Source organism: Reyranella sp., from assembly GCF_036558665.1.
In the GTDB taxonomy this organism is placed as follows: domain Bacteria; phylum Pseudomonadota; class Alphaproteobacteria; order Reyranellales; family Reyranellaceae; genus Reyranella.
In genome coordinates, this window is the sequence record NZ_DATBFE010000090.1 from 38,166 (window position 1) to 53,601 (window position 15,436).

At 68.2% G+C, this 15,436-nt stretch carries 16 protein-coding genes, 1 tRNA gene and 1 pseudogene; 6 read left to right on the forward strand and 12 right to left on the reverse strand.

Going from position 1 to position 15,436, the window contains the following annotated elements; all coding sequences use genetic code 11:
* The first annotated feature begins 13 nt into the window (after positions 1–13).
* From VH499_RS14720 to VH499_RS14730, 3 genes are all read left to right on the forward strand, one after another.
* Positions 14–88: transfer RNA gene (locus VH499_RS14720), tRNA-Val, on the forward strand.
* Positions 89–122: 34 nt separating this feature from the next.
* The gene (locus VH499_RS14725; protein ID WP_332053493.1) at positions 123–1,172 is read left to right on the forward strand and encodes a hypothetical protein; all 1,050 of its coding nucleotides are present in this window, start codon (positions 123–125) and stop codon (positions 1,170–1,172) included.
* A complete protein-coding gene (locus tag VH499_RS14730) occupies positions 1,169–1,540 on the forward strand; it encodes a hypothetical protein (protein WP_332053494.1) in 372 nt (123 codons plus the stop codon). Before VH499_RS14725 ends, VH499_RS14730 begins: the two co-directional genes overlap by 4 nt.
* Here VH499_RS14730 and VH499_RS14735 read toward each other — a convergent pair.
* The 6 genes from VH499_RS14735 to VH499_RS14760 form a co-directional block, all read right to left on the reverse strand.
* Positions 1,537–3,051 carry a M81 family metallopeptidase gene (locus VH499_RS14735; protein ID WP_332053495.1) on the reverse strand — a complete coding sequence of 505 codons (1,515 nt, stop codon included), beginning with the start codon at positions 3,049–3,051 and terminating at the stop codon, positions 1,537–1,539. The two genes, VH499_RS14730 and VH499_RS14735, sit on opposite strands and share 4 nt — an antisense overlap.
* 16 nt (positions 3,052–3,067) lie before the next feature.
* Positions 3,068–3,616, reverse strand: a complete 549-nt coding sequence (locus VH499_RS14740; protein WP_332053496.1) for a carboxymuconolactone decarboxylase family protein — start codon at positions 3,614–3,616, stop codon at positions 3,068–3,070.
* A gap of 27 nt (positions 3,617–3,643) precedes the next feature.
* Positions 3,644–4,297, reverse strand: a complete 654-nt coding sequence (locus tag VH499_RS14745; RefSeq protein ID WP_332053497.1) for a ChrR family anti-sigma-E factor — start codon at positions 4,295–4,297, stop codon at positions 3,644–3,646.
* Entirely contained in the window at positions 4,294–4,860 is a 567-nt protein-coding gene (locus VH499_RS14750) for a sigma-70 family RNA polymerase sigma factor (RefSeq protein ID WP_332053498.1), read from the reverse strand. The genes VH499_RS14745 and VH499_RS14750 overlap by 4 nt, the downstream gene beginning before the upstream one ends.
* A gap of 101 nt (positions 4,861–4,961) precedes the next feature.
* On the reverse strand, positions 4,962–5,297 hold the full coding sequence (locus tag VH499_RS14755; protein ID WP_332053499.1) for a hypothetical protein: 336 nt from the start codon (positions 5,295–5,297) through the stop codon (positions 4,962–4,964).
* Positions 5,298–5,335: 38 nt separating this feature from the next.
* A complete protein-coding gene (locus VH499_RS14760) occupies positions 5,336–6,730 on the reverse strand; it encodes a M20 family metallopeptidase (RefSeq protein WP_332053500.1) in 1,395 nt (464 codons plus the stop codon).
* A 62-nt stretch (positions 6,731–6,792) separates the two neighbouring features.
* On the opposite strand from VH499_RS14760, the gene VH499_RS14765 reads away from it, so the two are divergent.
* Positions 6,793–7,938 carry an iron-containing alcohol dehydrogenase gene (locus VH499_RS14765; RefSeq protein ID WP_332053501.1) on the forward strand — a complete coding sequence of 382 codons (1,146 nt, stop codon included), beginning with the start codon at positions 6,793–6,795 and terminating at the stop codon, positions 7,936–7,938.
* A 174-nt stretch (positions 7,939–8,112) separates the two neighbouring features.
* On the forward strand, positions 8,113–9,510 hold the full coding sequence (locus VH499_RS14770) for a hypothetical protein (protein WP_332053502.1): 1,398 nt from the start codon (positions 8,113–8,115) through the stop codon (positions 9,508–9,510).
* Positions 9,511–9,526: 16 nt separating this feature from the next.
* On the opposite strand, the gene speB is transcribed toward VH499_RS14770, so the two are convergent.
* From speB to VH499_RS14790, 4 genes are read right to left on the reverse strand one after another with little or no spacing between them, the layout of a single operon-like run.
* Positions 9,527–10,516: an agmatinase gene (gene speB, locus VH499_RS14775; protein WP_332053503.1), complete on the reverse strand. Its 990-nt coding sequence runs from the start codon at positions 10,514–10,516 to the stop codon at positions 9,527–9,529.
* Positions 10,517–10,532: 16 nt separating this feature from the next.
* Positions 10,533–11,870, reverse strand: a complete 1,338-nt coding sequence (locus VH499_RS14780) for an aspartate aminotransferase family protein (protein ID WP_332053504.1) — start codon at positions 11,868–11,870, stop codon at positions 10,533–10,535.
* Positions 11,871–11,897: 27 nt separating this feature from the next.
* On the reverse strand, positions 11,898–13,043 hold the full coding sequence (locus VH499_RS14785) for an FAD-binding oxidoreductase (RefSeq protein WP_332053505.1): 1,146 nt from the start codon (positions 13,041–13,043) through the stop codon (positions 11,898–11,900).
* Entirely contained in the window at positions 13,040–13,528 is a 489-nt protein-coding gene (locus VH499_RS14790) for a MarR family winged helix-turn-helix transcriptional regulator (protein ID WP_332053506.1), read from the reverse strand. Before VH499_RS14790 ends, VH499_RS14785 begins: the two co-directional genes overlap by 4 nt.
* 146 nt (positions 13,529–13,674) lie before the next feature.
* Here VH499_RS14790 and VH499_RS14795 point away from each other — a divergent pair, with 146 nt between their 5' ends.
* Entirely contained in the window at positions 13,675–13,914 is a 240-nt protein-coding gene (locus VH499_RS14795; RefSeq protein ID WP_332053507.1) for a hypothetical protein, read from the forward strand.
* Positions 13,915–14,140: 226 nt separating this feature from the next.
* Here VH499_RS14795 and VH499_RS14800 read toward each other — a convergent pair whose 3' ends face one another.
* Positions 14,141–14,956, reverse strand: a complete 816-nt coding sequence (locus tag VH499_RS14800; protein WP_332053508.1) for an isocitrate lyase/phosphoenolpyruvate mutase family protein — start codon at positions 14,954–14,956, stop codon at positions 14,141–14,143.
* A gap of 95 nt (positions 14,957–15,051) precedes the next feature.
* A pseudogene (locus tag VH499_RS14805) lies at positions 15,052–15,436 on the reverse strand (FAD-containing monooxygenase EthA); the annotation flags it as partial.

The following is a 15,436-nucleotide window of genomic DNA, read 5'->3' on the forward strand; positions in this document are numbered from 1 at the left end:
ACGCGCGCCTTCCGGGCGCGTAGCTCAGCGGGAGAGCACACCCTTCACACGGGTGGGGTCGCAGGTTCAATCCCTGCCGCGCCCACCATCCGCTACCGGCGTTCCTCGTTCTGCGGGCTTCGATGACCACCGCGCTGCTGCTCCGTCCTGGTGATCGTGTTCCCGACTTCGCGCTGCCCGGGCTCGACGGCAAGTTCCGCAAGTTCGTCTGGTCGTTCACCGGCCAGCCCGTGGTGCTTGTCGCGACCGACGCGCTCCAGAGCCTCGACGCCGATCACCTCGCGACCCTGGCCGCGGCCTGCAAGGCAGCGTCGGCCGGACTCGTCGTGGCGACGGGGACCGCGGTCGCTGCCGCCTCTCCGATCTGGGGCAAGCTCGGCGGCGAGGCCGGCGGATGTCTCCTGCTCTGTGACGGCGACAGGAAGTTCGTTCCCGCCCTCCTGAGCCAGGGCGGCATCGGCTTCGGCCAGGCCGCCGGTCCACGCACGCGCGCGATCGTGCTCGATCCCAACCAGCGCGTGGCCGCGACCTTCGACAGCCGGCCGCTGCTCGCCGCCGCCGAGGCGATCGGCGGTCTGGCCGACAGCGTGCGCAGCAACGGCGGCCGGGATCAGGCGATCAAGTGTCCGATGGCGCCGGTGCTCGTGCTGCCGCGGGTGTTCGAGCCCGAGTTCTGCGGCCAGGTGATCCGCCTCTGGCACAAGGGCGACCATCAGGACAGCGGCGTCTCCAGCCGCTACGGCAATGTCGGCGTGGCCGAGCTCAAGCGCACCGAAGACTACATGATCGTCGAGCCGATGATGCAGAAGGCGATCTCCGACCGCCTTGCCTACCGCATCGGCCCCGAGCTCGCGAAGGCCTTCGCCTTCGACCGCGAGTTCACCTTCGATGCCCATGTCGTGCTGTCGTACAGCGCCGAGGGCCACCACTTCTTCTCCGCCCATCGCGACAACGGCGCACCGACCACGGCCGACCGCGCCTTCGCCGTGTCACTGAACCTCAACGACGATTTCGAGGGCGGCGAACTGGTCTTTCCCGAATACGCGGGCGTCAGGGTTTCGCCGCCGGCCGGCGCGGCCGCGGTCTTTTCCTGCTCCGTTCTGCACGAGGCCCTGCCCGTGACGCGCGGCCGGCGCTTCGTGCTGACGACCTTCTTCCGGCAGAAGAAGTGATCCGCGCCGCACTGCTGCTGCTGCTGGTCGGCGCGGCCGGGCTCGCGGCGGCGCAGTCGCCGTCGCGCGCGCACATGGAAGCCTGCACGCAATGGCATTTCCAGGGGAGCAATATCGGCACGCGCAACGATTGCGACCGGCCGGTCGCCATCAAGTTCATGGCCCACGACGGCGGCCATGTTCGCGAGGCCGATGTCCCGCCCGGCGGCTGGTTCGATTCGGGGGTCGCGCCTGGCACGATCGGCGGTTTCCTGTTCACCGTCTGCCCGGTCGGCTACGTGCCGAGCGTGCGCTTCTCGCCCGAGAACGCGACGGCCATCGTCGAAAGCCTCTACAACTGCCGGCCTCTCGGCAAACCCGACGTCTAGGCCGGGCGCGCTCCGGCGTAGGGATCGTTCACGCCGTCGAGCGGCCAGATCGGCCGGCGCAGCCTGGTGAACTTCAGCCGCGAGATATCTGGCGAGCAGATGCCGCCCGAATCCACCAGCACGATCTCGCGCGCGATCGGCGCATAGGCGGCGCGGAAGTGCTGCACGCTCTTCACCACCAGCACGTCTTTGGTGCGGGGATCGATGCCCTGGCTCAGAAAGGCCTGCAGATCGATGGTCTGGATGCGGTTGGAGATGGTGACGACGTCGATGCCGCCGATGCGCAGCACGGCCGTCGGCCCCATGTTGCTCTCGACGCCCGCGTTCATCGGACCGTCGTTCCTGAACACGCCGTCCGACAACATCCTCACGAGCGCCCGCGCCTTCACCGGCGCTCCCATCGAGGCATCGGTGTGCCCGCCCAGCGCGACCTCGATCTCGGCGCCGACGCCCGCCTTCATCGCCTGCTGCACCGTGCCCGGATCGTAGATCGTGCCGACGGCGGCGTTCCCGATCCGGGCATCGATCAGCGCCTGCAGGACGGGGGTCGTGTCGTTGTAGCCGCCGCCGCCCGGATTGTCGGTCCCGTCGGCGATCACCAGGGGCCCCTTCCCGTCCCTGTTCGCGCGCGCCGCGGCGATGCCGTCCGAGATCGGCCGATAGTCCGCGGTCGTCTCGTCGCGGCGGCGCCAGATCTCGTCGATCAGGGCGCGGGCGATCTCCTTCGCGCGCGCCTGCGCCTGCGGCTCGTGGCTGACCGCGATCGAGGGGCCGGTATAGGGAATGTCCGACCAGGTGAAGCCGACCTGGATGCTGACGACGTCGATGCCGGCTTCCTTCTCGTAGCCGTCGGCCTTCGCAAGCAGGTCGCGCATCAGGCCGGGCTGCGTGGTCCGGCCATGGTCCGCGCCCTCCAGCATGGCAGGCTGGCTGAGAAGACAGCGCGGCTTCTTCGTGCCCGCGAGCGCCTCCTGCACCAGCGCCGCCGCCTGCACGGCGCGGTCGTAGCCGTCGACATGCGGATAGGTGCGGAAGGCCACCAGCGCGTTGGCATTCGCCGCCATCCTGGCGGTCGCGTTGGCATGCAAATCGAGCGTCGCCACCATCGGCACGTCGGGCCCGATCACGCCGCGCAGCGCCTCGAGCAACGCGCCCTCGGCATCGTCCTCGGTCTCAGTCACCATGGCGCCGTGCAGCGAAAGGCAGACGGCGTCGAGCTTGCCGACGCTCCTGGCCGCGCCGACGATCTTGTCGCGGATCGTCTCCCACGTCTGCCTGGTGAGCTTGCCCGAGGGCGTCGCGTTGGCCGCCACGGCATAGACCGGTTGCCAGCCATGCTTCGCCGCCGAGTCGATGTAGCCGGCCACCTCGTTCCGCGTGCCCTTGAAGTGCGGCACCATCGCCTCGCCTTCGATCAGCCAGCGGCGGCGATAGTCGTCGAGCGTGGTCTTCAGTTTGCTGAACGTGTTGGTCTCGTGCATGAACTGCGCGATCAGAACGCGATACGCCATCGGTCGAACTCCACGCCTACAGTTTTGCCGTCTTCAGCCACTCGGCCTGCCCTTCCTCGCCATCGACGCCGGTCGTCTCGAGAAAACGGCAGACCATCATGTAGTAGCCGATGGCGAGCGTCAGTTCGACCAGGGCGCCGCGGGAGAGGAAGACTTCGACAGCCTTCAGCGCCTTGTCCGAGGCACGCACGTTGCGCACCACCTCGTCGGTGAAGCGCAGCACGGCCTTCTCGTGGTCCGAGAAGACCGGCGACTCGATGGTCGCGTCGCGCAGCGCCGCGATCTTCTCGTCCGCGACCCCGACCTCGCGGGCGATGCGCTCGTGGAGGAACACCTCGTAGGCGGCGCGGCTGAGCCGTCCGACGCGCAGGATGGCGAGCTCGCGCAAGACCGGATCGAGCTCGCAGCGATGCAGCAGCGTGTTGCCCATGCGCGCGAAGCCCTTCAAGCCGTTCTCCGAGTGGGCCAGCATGCGGTAGATGTTGAGCTGCGTGCCGAGCTTGCCCAGGAACTCGGCATGCCTGCCGGCGGCGTTCTCGACTTCGTAGTACGGAATGCGTGACATCGGCTCTCCTCCAGGGGCGGGAGCCTGTCAGAGCCAGCCGCGCCGCACCAGCGGATTGAACCAGCGCCCCCAGCGGCCCGTCAGCACGATCGGCTGCTCGAGCACGATCAGCGCGATGCATGCCGTTCCCGGATCGGCGATCGGCCGATGTTCCTCGGCGCCCGGCCCGACAGCGAAATCGCCGACGCCATAGCTGCCGGTCGAGTCGGTGTATCCGCCCTGCAGCACGACCGTGTATTCGCTCCCCGCATGACGATGCACCGGAAGGCCTTTACCGGGTTCGAGCCGCAGCAGCGAGACGCGGTGCGTCTCGCCTCCCGGTTTCAGCGCCATCTCCTCGAAGCCGCCGAACCTGCGCTTCCATCGGGCACCCGTCGCGAGATGAGGGCGCAGCGCGGGCGGCGCCCATTCGAAGCCCGGGCCGGCCTGCGGAACCTCCGGCGGCGGGTCGACCGGGACGCGTTCGACACGGCCGAGAACTCTGTCGAGGACGGCCGCGTCGAGTTCGGCGGGAGTCTCGCCCTCGATCAGCGCGCCGCCAAGCGCGGCCAGCCCGTCGGCCAGGCGTCGCGCCGCCGGGTCGAGCGCAAGGTGGAGCGACAGCGCGAGCGCCGGCCCCTCCGCCAGCGTGCCGGCGACATAGTCGAGCACAAGCTCCTCGGGCGCTGCATGACGGCTCATGGCTTCTCTTCGTCCTCCTTCTCCAGCGCCTGGCGCAGCTTGCCCAAAGCGGCCCGGATCCGCGACTTCACCGTGCCGAGCGGCAGCCGCATCTCCTCGGCGATCGCGGTGTGGGCCTTGTCCTCGAAGAAGGCCTTGCGAATCACCGCCTGCTGGTCCGGAGGCAGGCCGTCCATCAACTCCTTCATGCGTAGATACGTCTGGCCGGCGAACACGGATTTGTCGGCGCCCTCGTCCGCCGGCGCGAAAACCGCCAGCCAGTCCTCGGTTTCGAGGGCAGGCCGGCCGGCGCGCCGCATCAGATCGATGCGCTTGTTGCGGGCAATGGTGTAGATCCAGGTGGCCGCCGAAGCCCGGCGCCGATCGAAGCTCGCGGCCTTGCGCCACACCATGATCATCGCTTCCTGGGCGACTTCCTGCGCCGTCTCCGGGTCGCCGCCCCCGCGCACGACGAAGGACTTGAGGCGCGGCGCATAGTGCCGGAACAGGGCGGCGAAGGCCGCGCGATCCTGCCGTAGCGCGATCGCCTCGACCAGGTCGGCTGCCTGCTCCGCCGTCAGCATGGCTGTGCGGTCAGGCCAGCCGGCCTTCCGGTGTCGGTTCTGTCATGCCGGCCGGAGGCGATCATGGACCGGATCGAAACGCCTCCGTGCCGGGCCGCCGATCATTTGTACTCGACCAGCACTTCCCGATAGGCGGTCGGGCCGATGTTCCTCGCCTTGTGCCTGGCGGGCACACGCATCCCCTTGCCATGTTCGGACAGGACTTCCAGGAAGCCGTTGTCGAGTTTCAGCGAGTAGATCGCACCCGTCGGGATATCGAGGGTGCCCAGGTCCTTCCCCTGCTCGTCGAAGATCTGCAAGGGAGCGCCGTCGATGGAATACCACATGTAACTGTGCTCATGCGTATGCATCGGCGTTTCCGCCCCCGGCGCGAGCACGAAGTTCCAGACGATGACCTTGTCGTTCTCGAAGACTTTCTCCGTTCCTACGTCAGCCATTGCTTCCTCCTCTGCCACGGACGTTCTGAAAGAGGCCGTCACCCCGGCCGCCCCTCGGCGCCGAGATCCCAGAACAGGCCGGTCATCAGTCGCAGCCCGTCGCGCGCCACGGACGCCAGCAGATGCTCGTTGGGCGCATGCTGCGAACAGGCGGCATAGGAATGCGGCACCCACACGGTCGGCATGCCGAGGATGTCGGCGAACACCTCGTTGGGCAGTGAGCCACCGAGATTGGGCAGCATGTTGGGCTTCTGGCCCGCGGTTTTCTCGATCGAGGCGGCGGCGAACCTGGCCCACGGGTTCTCCGGATCGAGGCGCGTCGCATTCATGATCACGTCGCGCGCCGGCTCGACCTCGATCGCGTCGAAGCCGTGCCGTGCAAGATGGCGGCGCAGCGCCGGCACGATATCGTGCGGATCGGTGCCGACGACGAAGCGGAGCTGGCAGTGGGCGACGGCGCTGGGCGGTATGGCGTTGACCGGCCGGTCGGGATTGCCGGTCTTGAAGGCCAGCACCTCGAAGGAGTTCCAGCCGAACACGCGCTCGACCGGCGTCAGGCCCTTCTCGCCCCACTCGGTATCGATCTCCGGCGCGCCCTCGCCCGCGTCGACATGGGCGTCGGCGAGCGCGGCGCGCACCGAATTGGTGAGCGTCGTGGGCCGCCACTCGGGCACTTTGATCTGGCCGCGCGCATCGGTGATGGTGGCGAGTGCATGGGCGAGGACGATTCCGGGATTGGCGAGCAGGCCGCCCCAGTTGCCCGAGTGATGGCCGCCCTCGCGCAGCGTCAGCCTGAGATCGAAGTTCATCGTGCCGCGGGTGCCGCCGAAGATGGTGGGCCGGCGATGGTCGAGCCGCGGCCCGTCCGAGCCGATCAGCGCGTCCGCCCTGAGCGCGGCCTTGTTGGCCTTGCAGAAGTCGGCGAGTCCGGGCGAGCCCGTCTCCTCGCCGGTCTCGATGAGGATCGTCGAGTTGAAGCCGAGGCTGCCGCGCTCCTCGAGCACGCAGGCAAGGGCCGCGATATTGATCGTGTGCTGGCCCTTGTTGTCGGCGGTGCCGCGGCCGTACAGGCGATCGCCCTCGACCACGATCTTCCAGGGCGAGAGACCCTGCCGCCACTGCTCCTCCTGGCCGCGGATCACGTCGCCATGGCCATAGGTCAGGACCGTCGGCCCGGCCGGATCCTCGACCCGCCGCGCGATCAGGAACGGCCCGTATTCGGCGCGCGGATTGGGCGACACGCTGCAGTCGTAGCCGAGCTTGTCCAGCGACTCGGTCATCTCGCCGGCGACATACTGCTGGAGCGCCGGCATCGAGCCGGCCTCCTGGCTGGTCGTGGGAATGGCCACGCGCCGCTGCAGATCGGCCAGGAAGCCGCCGTCGTCGAAATAAGCCTCTGCGCGCGCGAGGGCGCCGTTTCGTGTGCCTGACATGGGAGCTAAGCTAGCAACAGCGCGGCCCCTGAGCCAACAACGAGCGCGATCGGAGGAACGTCATGCCGCACGCCGGACAAGTCGTCTTCAGCAGGCTCGAGGAAGTGCAGTTCGGCAAGCCCGCCGCCGAGACGGTGGCCGAGCTGGCGCGCCGTCATCAGGCCGAGCGCGTCTTTCTGATGGTGAGCGGCACGCTGAACCGCGAGACCGACGAGATCGAGACGCTTCGCCGGGCGCTCGGCAATCACTGCGTCGGCACATTCGACAGGATGCCGGCGCACACGCCGCGCTCGGCCGTGATCGCCGCCGCCGAACAGGCGCGCGCGGCCGGGGCCGATCTCATCGTAACGCTGGGCGGCGGCTCGGTCACCGACGGCGCCAAGGCCGTGCAGCTCTGCCTCGCCAACGGCATCCGCGACGTCGATGCCCTCGACAAGGTGCGCGCGCCGGCGCCGGTGAATTCACCCAGGGTGCGCCAGATCTCGGTGCCGACCACGCTGTCGGCCGGCGAATTCTCGCCCATCTCGGGCGTGACCGACGAGCGCACCCGGGTCAAGGAGCTGTTCCGTCATCCCGACATCGTCCCCAAGGCCGTGGTGCTCGATCCGGCGGTCACCCGCCATACGCCCCTGTGGCTGTTCCTCTCGACGGGCATCCGCGCCGTCGATCACTGCGTCGAGGGAATCTGCTCCAACGAGTCGAGCCCCTATGGCGACGCCTCGGCGCTGCACGGTCTCGCACTGCTGGCGCGTGGCCTGCCCAGGGTGAAGGCCGATCCGAGCGACAGGGACGCCCGGCTCGACTGCCAGATCGGCGCCTGGCTCTCCATGACGCCGCTGGTGAGCGGCGTGCCGATGGGCGCAAGTCACGGCATCGGCTACGTGCTGGGCGCGGTGTTCGACGTTCCCCATGGCCACACCTCCTGCATCATGCTGCCGTCGGTGATGCGCTGGAACAAGCCGGCCAACGCCGACAAGCAGGCGCTGGTCGCAGCGGCCATGGGCCATGCGGGCGAAGAGGCGGCCGACGTGCTCGATGCCTTCATCCGCGGACTCGGCATGCCGCGCCGTCTCGGTGACGTGAAGGTCGGGGCGGATCATTTCGAGCGCATCGCGCGGCAGGCGATGAACACCCCCTGGGTGCCGCGCAACCCGCGCCCGATCGCCGGACCGGCCGAGGTCGAGGAGATCTTGGCACTGGCTGCCTGAGGATCGATGCGTTACACACGACGTCGCCCGCCTGCGTCGCATTTCATCGGCGCAGGCTGCCCCAGACGCTCGAATCGTTCGCCCTTCCCACAACGTGAACCTGCCCACAGCATGTCGAAATCCTTCACGAATCTTCGAGGAACTTGCGCCTTGTCTGCGAGCCGAGCCCGCTGAATGGACCGAAGCGACAAAGCTCTGCTTGCGGCGTTCCTGCTTGCCGCCGTGCTCGGCACCTGGACCCACTGCCTGCTGCTGAACGATGGCGCCGTCCTGATGTCGGCCGGCTGGTTCGGCGATGCCTGGGATCTCTACTTCAACCAGATTGCAAGCCGCGCGGTCTCGGTATTGACATTGTTCGGGCCGGCCTGGGCGGCCCGCGCAGCTTTCGGCCTCGGCGCTGATGCCTACATGATCCTGGCGCACGCACTCTATTTCGCGGCGCCCCTGGTGCTGTGGCTGGTGTTGCGCGGTATCGAGCGCGACCGGGTGTTCTCCCGGCTCTATCTCGCGATCGTCCTGGTGATGATGTATTTCCCCAGCGAGCTGATCGTCGGCATCGGACTGTGGCTGATCTGGCTGGCATTGGTGAGCGATCCGGCGCGCTCGACAAGGAGTGCCGTGACGGCGACGCTCCTGTTGGGCGCCATGATGGCCTTCACCCATCCGGCGCTGGCGTTGATGAGCATCCTCTACGTCGTTGTCGGTGCGATCCTGGGCGCCATGGGACGCCCGGCGCCACCGCGCACCGTGACCGCCGCCGCGGCAATGTCGGTGTTGCTGCTGGCCGGCTATTTCGTGACCAACCGCTGGCTGCCGACAACCAACCCGACGATCATCGCGGCGTTGCAAGCCAACCGGTTCGCCTACATCAACCCGCTCTGGATGCTGAAGGCGGTCGTCCTGTTTCCAATGCTGGCGGCCTTGTGGTTCCTGTTGCTGGCGCCCGGCGCCAAGGCCGTGGGGTTGCGATGGCGTTTCCTGCCGGCCGCGACGTTGGTCGTCGCCGTGCTCGGCCTGTGGTGCGCCGCCACGGGTACGGGCCTGAAGACCTGGAGTTATTCACGGCACACCGGAGCCTACATACTGGTGCTGGCGCTGCTGCTGGCGCTAGCGGCACCGGCGGAATGGCTGCGGGAGGCCACGCGGCCGCTGGTCTTGTTCGCTTCGATCGTTGCCGTGGCTGCCGTCTCCTACAATGCCGATGTCTTTCTCTTCGGACGCTTCCTCGATCGCGACCTGAAGCCCGGCGTGACCGACGCCGCGACGCTGGCGGCGCCCTGGCCCTCGAGGCGGCCCGACCCGCTCGCGGCGCTCATCCTTTTCAAGTACGGCGCAGGACAGGACTATGTCCGCGACGTGGTCATGCCGACCTACGACTGGTTTCGCGTGACGCTCGCCTTCTACAGCTTCTTCCGCTCCGACCGGACGAGCGTCCTGTACCACACGCTGGGAGGCGGGGCCGATTGGCAGCCGTTCGAATGTCCGGCCGTACAACGCGCGCTCGATCACGCACACGATGCGCGGGACCGCGTGTTCATCGAATTTATCTCGCGGCATTATTGCGCCGGTTAGGGCCGTGTGACCGGCGCTACAGTCGTGCCTTCCTCTTGCCCACCGATTCTGCAAGCAGGCAGAGGATCTCCCACATCATGGTGACGCCGACGAGCGCGGTGTTGCCGCTCATGTCGAAGGGCGGCGAGACCTCGACCACGTCGCCGCCGACCAGGTTGAGGCCGCGCAGGCCGCGCAGCATGCGCTGCGCCTCGTGCGGGGTGTAGCCGCCGATCTCGGGCGTGCCGGTGCCCGGCGCATAGGCCGGATCGAGGCCGTCGACGTCGAAGCTGATGTAGGTCGGGCCGTCGCCGACCACGCGGCGCGCCTCGGCGATCACCTTCTCCACACCGAGATCGAAGTACTCCTCGATGGTGATCACCCGCATGCCCTGCTCGACGGCCCAGGCATTGTCGTCGCGCTTGTAGAGCGAGCCGCGGATGCCGATCTGCACGACACGCCGGGGATCGAGCAGCCCCTCCTCCACGGCGCGACGGAAAGGCGTGCCGTGCGTGTACTTGTAGCCGCCGAAATAGGTGTCCCAGGTATCGCTGTGGGCGTCGAAATGCACCATGCCGAGCGGCGCCTGGCCCCCCTTCTCGCCCTTCGGGGCGATGCCGCGCATGATCGGCAGCGTGATCAGGTGGTCGCCGCCCGCGGAAAGCGGAACGGCGCCGGCGGCGTGGACCTTGCTGTAGAATTTCTCGATCCGCGCCAGCGAATCATCGACGCTCGCCGGGTTCACCGAGGCATCGCCGAGATCGCCGCACTTGGCGAGCTCGTAGGGCGCGATGCCGGTGACGTGATGGATGCGGCGCATCATCGTCGACAGGTCGCGCATCTGGCGCGGGCCGTGCCGCGCCCCCGGCCGATTGGTGGTGCCGCCGTCCCAGGGGACGCCGATCAGGCCGATCTCGACCTCGGCAGGATCGCGAAACAGGGGCAGGCGCATGAAGGTCGCGACGTCGCCGAAACGCGGCGTCACCGTGCCGGAAACAGGCTGGGGAAAGCTGCTGATATCGGTCATGCCGGGATGTGGGAACTCATTGCGGCTGCAATAGGGCCTTGCGCGCGGTGACGAACTCCTCGACCGCGGAGACGAAGCGGTCGCTCTCCGTATCGCCGATCATGATGTTCAGCGCGACGAAGCCGCGGCGGGCGATCCAGATGCCGGCCGCCGACATGTCGAAGAAGAAGAGCTCCTTGGCGTCCTGGCTCGAGCTCGCGATGTCGGCTGCCGTCCGGATGGGGCGCCTCGTTGCATGCGCCGTCATCATCGAGCCGATGCCGGAAAACTGGAAGGCGACCTCGTTCTTCGCGCAGATCGCATTCAGCCGCGCCCGGATCTTCTCGCCGCGGGCGTTCAGCGCGTCCGCCGCCTCGGGCGTGTAGACCTCGCCGTAGCCGGCCACACCCGCCGCCATCGTAAGGACATTGTTGTTGAAGGTGCCGGCATGGGGCAGCGAATCGGGCCTGGTGGGATCGAACAGCTCCATGATCTCGCGCCGGCCGCCGAAGGCGCCGAACGACATGCCGCCGCCGATATATTTGCCGAGCGTGGTCATGTCGGGAACGATCCCGAGCCTTGCCTGCAGGCCGCCCGGCGAGAGACGCGAGGTCATGACCTCGTCGAAGATCAGGGTGATGCCCCGCGCCTTCGTCTCGTCACGCAGCATCCTGAGGAACGCGGGATCGCCCGGCAGGCAGCCATGGCTGCCCTGCATCGGCTCGACCAGCACGGCGAAGACCTGCTCGGCGTGCCCGGCGAGCAGCGCGCGTGTGCCCTCGATGTCGTTGTATGGCGCGACGACATAATCATACGGCATGTTCACCGGGCTGCCGCCGGTCACGAAATAGAGCACGCCGCCGTGATAGCCGCCATGGAACACCATGACCTTGCTCGCCTTGGCACGCCCGGCACGCTGGGCGAAGACCCTGGCGCCCGCCAGCGCCATCACATTGCCCTCGGTGCCCGAATTGGTGAAACGCACGAGGTCGATCGAGGGAATGCGGTCGGCGATCAGCCGCGCCAGCCGCGCCTCGTAGGCGTTGCGCCCGGCATAGTTCCAGCCGTGATTGAGGGCGCGGTCGATGGCGGCGCGGATCACCGGATGGGAGTGGCCGTAGATGCCGGCGGTGTACTCGCCCAGCACGTCGATATATTCGTGTCCGTCGGCGTCCCACAGCCGGCAGCCTTCGCCGCGCACGACGGTGAGCGGAAACGGCGCGTTGTGGAGCGTGGTGCGCGTGTTGCCGCCCGGCATCGCCTCGCAGGCTTCCTGATGGCGCGCGAAGCTCCTGGGATTGCGGTCGATGTAGGCCTGGCGCGCTTCGGCGAGCGCTGATTGCAGGTCCGAATTGACCAAGGCTTGGTCGGGCACGTTACTCTCCCTTGCTGGCCGAGAGTATCACACCACGTTGAGCTCGCGGATAGGCCGGCCTGCGGATATCCGTTCATAACCGAACGGCCGAAGATCCAGCGTGCGGTATTCGCCGTGCGCGATCAGCTCCGCGACCGCGCGCCCGACCGCCGGTGATTGCTGTATGCCGTGCCCGGAGAAGCCGGTGGCGAAGATCACGCTCTCGGCTGCGGGACAGCGGCCGACGATGCCGTTCTGGTCGAAGGTATTGTAGTCGTAGTAGCCGGCCCAGGAATTCACCACCTTCGCGGCCTCGAACGCGGGCACGCGTGCCGCCAGCACGGGCCATACCATCTCGTCCCATTCCCGATGCTGCACCTCGAGCGGGGCGCCGGCCGGATCGTTGCCCGCCGCCGGCGTCGTGCCGCCGATATAGAAGCGGCCTTCGGGCCGGAACCAGACGCCCGACGGATCGATGGTGAGCGGTGTCGGACCGGGCGGCCGGCGCACGTCGAAGACGAACACCGAGCGCCGACGCGGCTCGACCGGCAGGGCGATGCCGGCCATGGCCGCGATCTCTCCGGACCACGCCCCCGCGGCGACGACGATGGTGCCTGCCGCCATGCGGCCGCCCGTGCGCAGGTCGACGTGGCGCCGACCGAGCCCCACCACCTCGTCGGCGACGTAGACCGCGCCACGGTCCTGCGCGGCGCGGCGAAAGGCCTGCATCAGCGACGGCCCGTCGAACCAGCCCTCGTTGGCGGCGCCGAACGAGGCGAGCACCAGCCCGTCGGTCGCGATCCAGGGAAAGCGGCGGGCAAGCTCCGCCGGCTCGACCAGCTCGACGGCGCAGCCCTCGCCGCGCTGCACCGCGTTGTTGGCGCGCAGCACCGCCTGGCCCGCGGCGCTCGCGAGGAAGAGATAGCCCATCTCCTTCAGCGCCAGATCGACGTCCAGGAGCTTCGGCGCCGTGCGCAGGAACTCGATGCCATGGCGCGACAGGTGGATATTGAGGGGCGTGGAGAACTGCTGGCGGATCGAGCTCGCCGACAATGCCGACGAGGCGCGGGCATAGCTCGGATCGCGCTCGATCACGACCACCCTGCCCGCGAAGTCCTTGTCGCTTGCCAGGTGGTAGGCGATCGACGAGCCGATGGCGCCGCCGCCGACGATCAGCACATCGTTCTGCTTCATCGGCCGTTCTCGACGAGCCTTTCCGCCACCGCGCTCAGCCAGCGGCGCACGACGCGCTCCTCGTCCTTGCCGAGCAGCCTCGCGATCTCGGACTCGATGCCGACGATGCGCGAGCGACAGCGCTTGCACAGGGTCTGTCCCTCGGCCGTGGCATGCAGCCGCAGGATGCGCCCGTGCGTGGCATGTGCGCTTTTCCCGATCGCACCGGCGCGCTCGAGGTTGCCCACGATGACGTTGATGGTCTGAGGGGTGAGGTAGGTGAGCCGCGCCAGGTCGGCTCCCGAGACCCCGGGGTAGGCGACGATCATGGTGAGCACGGTGAACTGCGGCGGCGTCACGTCGAGGTCGGAGAGCGCCCGCTCCATGGCGCCGCGCACCGACGCCTGGGCCTGGCGCAGGAGATAACCGAGATGCCCTTCGGGGCCGCGTTTGCCCTGCCCGGGCGCGGGGATGGGGCTGGCGGCAGGCGGCGGCTTGCGATTCATATCAGTGTTTTAATAACTTGTTCGAATTCGAAGACATTAACAGGTCACTCCCCCATGAACCAGGTGCTCGCCAGCCTGCTGCGCCGCCACCTGGCGGCCGAGAGCGCGCACGACCTCGATGGCACGCTCGCCATCCTGCACCCCGAGTGCCGCTTCGAAGATTGCGCCACCGGCCGGGGCTGGCTGGCCATGCCGGCGCCGGCGCGCACTATCGGCAATGGTGGACCATGTTCGACGTCGAGGTCCAGCGCGTCGCCGGCCAACGCACTTGCTGGACCGAGGACGACTGCTGCATCTCCGAGGCGACGCGGCACGGCCGTCACATCGGCGCTTTCCCGGCCTCGAGCCGTCGAACCGGCCGATCGTGCAGCCGCTCGTCGTCATGATCACGTTTCGCGACGGCCTGATGGCGAGCGAGCGCTTCCCCTACGATCTTGCCTCGCTGCTGCGTCAGATCGGACCCGACCCCATCCCTGCCCTCACGGACTGGATTATCGACAGGCTGCCTGATCCTCGAGCTCTGTCGTCGCCGCGCGAGACGTCAAGGTGGCGCTGGCGGCCAGGAGGAACGACGTACGCGCCGTGGAGATCGTCGCCGGCGCGCCCTGGCCGTCAGGACCGAAAGACCGGCTTCAGGTCCCGGGTCGGCATCGCTTCGCGCACCCAGGTGAAGCCGCCGTCCTTCATCTCGCGCGCGCCCTTCATGAAGGCGGCGAGCGCGAGCCGCGACAGCGCGCCGCCGACGCTGATCCGCTTCACGCCGACGGCCGCCATCTGGTCGACGCTGAGTGCGGGATCGGCGGCGCTCATCACGACGTTGATCGGCCGGCCGACCGACGAGGCGACCAGCTTCATGGTCTGGAGATCGCGCAGGCCAGGCGCATAGAGCACATCGGCTCCCGCCTTCTCGAAGGCCTGCAGGCGGCGAAGCGTGTCGTCGAGGTCGTCGCGGCCGCGAATGAGGTTCTCCGCGCGCGCCGTGAAGGTGAACGGCACCGCGAGCGACCGCGCCATCTCGACCCCGGCCGCGACCCGCTCGACGGCATGGTTGAAGTCGTAGATCTTCTCGCCGCTCCAGTCCTCGAGCGAGCCGCCGACCACGCCCGCCTCGGCGGCATCGCGCAGGATGGTGGCCGCCGCTCGCGGCTCGTCGGCATAGCCGTTCTCGAGATCGGCATTCACCGGCAGATCGGTCGCACCGGCGATCGCGCGGCAGTTCTCGAGGAGCTCGGCACGGCTCACCGAGCCCTCGCCATCGGCGCGGCCGAGCGCGTTCGACATGCCGAGGCTGGTGGTCGCCAGGGCCTCGAAGCCCAGCGACTGCAGGAGCTTTGCCGTCCCGGCATCCCACGGATTGGGCAGCAGCAGGATGCCCGGTCGCTCGTGCAGGTCCCGGAACAGGCGTCCCTTCTCGGCTTGTGAGCGCATCGATCCTCCCCGGTGATCGCCAAGCGTATCGCAGGGCATGGCGCGGAGCCATCGACGCCGCGAAGAGACGATGACGGACCGAAGCGGCCGAAAGTCTAGCGCACGAAGGTCATCGCGCGGTCGCGCAAAGTGCCGAAGCGCAGGGACATGAGGTCGAGCACGTAGTTCTGGTAGAGCTTCCACGGCCGCTTCGAGCCCTGCTTGGGCTGATGCTCGAGCGCGCGCTGGATGTAGCCCGACGAGAAGTTGACCCACGGCTCGGCCGCGAGCGTCGGATCGCTGTTGTGCGGCATGCAGTAGCGATAGCCCTTGCGGTCCATGCGATTGAGGAGCCGGCAGACATATTCGCAGACGAGGTCGGCTTTCAGCGTCCACGAGGCGTTGGTGTAGCCGAACACGGAGGCAAGGTTCGGCACGTCGGAGTACATCATGCCCTTGTAGATGAAGGTCTGCGACGGCTCGACCGCGCGGCCGTCGACC

Excerpts from the sequence above, each read along its gene's own strand:
- VH499_RS14765 (WP_332053501.1), top strand. The coding sequence starts at position 6,793 with ATGCCGCACGCCGGACAAGTCGTCTTCAGCAGGCTCGAGGAAGTGCAG.
- VH499_RS14755 (WP_332053499.1), bottom strand. The coding sequence starts at position 5,297 with ATGGCTGACGTAGGAACGGAGAAAGTCTTCGAGAACGACAAGGTCATC.
- VH499_RS14750 (WP_332053498.1), bottom strand. The coding sequence starts at position 4,860 with ATGCTGACGGCGGAGCAGGCAGCCGACCTGGTCGAGGCGATCGCGCTA.
- VH499_RS14800 (WP_332053508.1), bottom strand. The coding sequence starts at position 14,956 with ATGCGCTCACAAGCCGAGAAGGGACGCCTGTTCCGGGACCTGCACGAG.
- VH499_RS14735 (WP_332053495.1), bottom strand. The coding sequence starts at position 3,051 with ATGGCGTATCGCGTTCTGATCGCGCAGTTCATGCACGAGACCAACACG.
- VH499_RS14745 (WP_332053497.1), bottom strand. The coding sequence starts at position 4,297 with ATGAGCCGTCATGCAGCGCCCGAGGAGCTTGTGCTCGACTATGTCGCC.
- VH499_RS14760 (WP_332053500.1), bottom strand. The coding sequence starts at position 6,730 with ATGTCAGGCACACGAAACGGCGCCCTCGCGCGCGCAGAGGCTTATTTC.
- VH499_RS14785 (WP_332053505.1), bottom strand. The coding sequence starts at position 13,043 with ATGAAGCAGAACGATGTGCTGATCGTCGGCGGCGGCGCCATCGGCTCG.
- speB (WP_332053503.1), bottom strand. The coding sequence starts at position 10,516 with ATGACCGATATCAGCAGCTTTCCCCAGCCTGTTTCCGGCACGGTGACG.
- VH499_RS14790 (WP_332053506.1), bottom strand. The coding sequence starts at position 13,528 with ATGAATCGCAAGCCGCCGCCTGCCGCCAGCCCCATCCCCGCGCCCGGG.
- VH499_RS14725 (WP_332053493.1), top strand. The coding sequence starts at position 123 with ATGACCACCGCGCTGCTGCTCCGTCCTGGTGATCGTGTTCCCGACTTC.
- VH499_RS14770 (WP_332053502.1), top strand. The coding sequence starts at position 8,113 with ATGGACCGAAGCGACAAAGCTCTGCTTGCGGCGTTCCTGCTTGCCGCC.
- VH499_RS14740 (WP_332053496.1), bottom strand. The coding sequence starts at position 3,616 with ATGTCACGCATTCCGTACTACGAAGTCGAGAACGCCGCCGGCAGGCAT.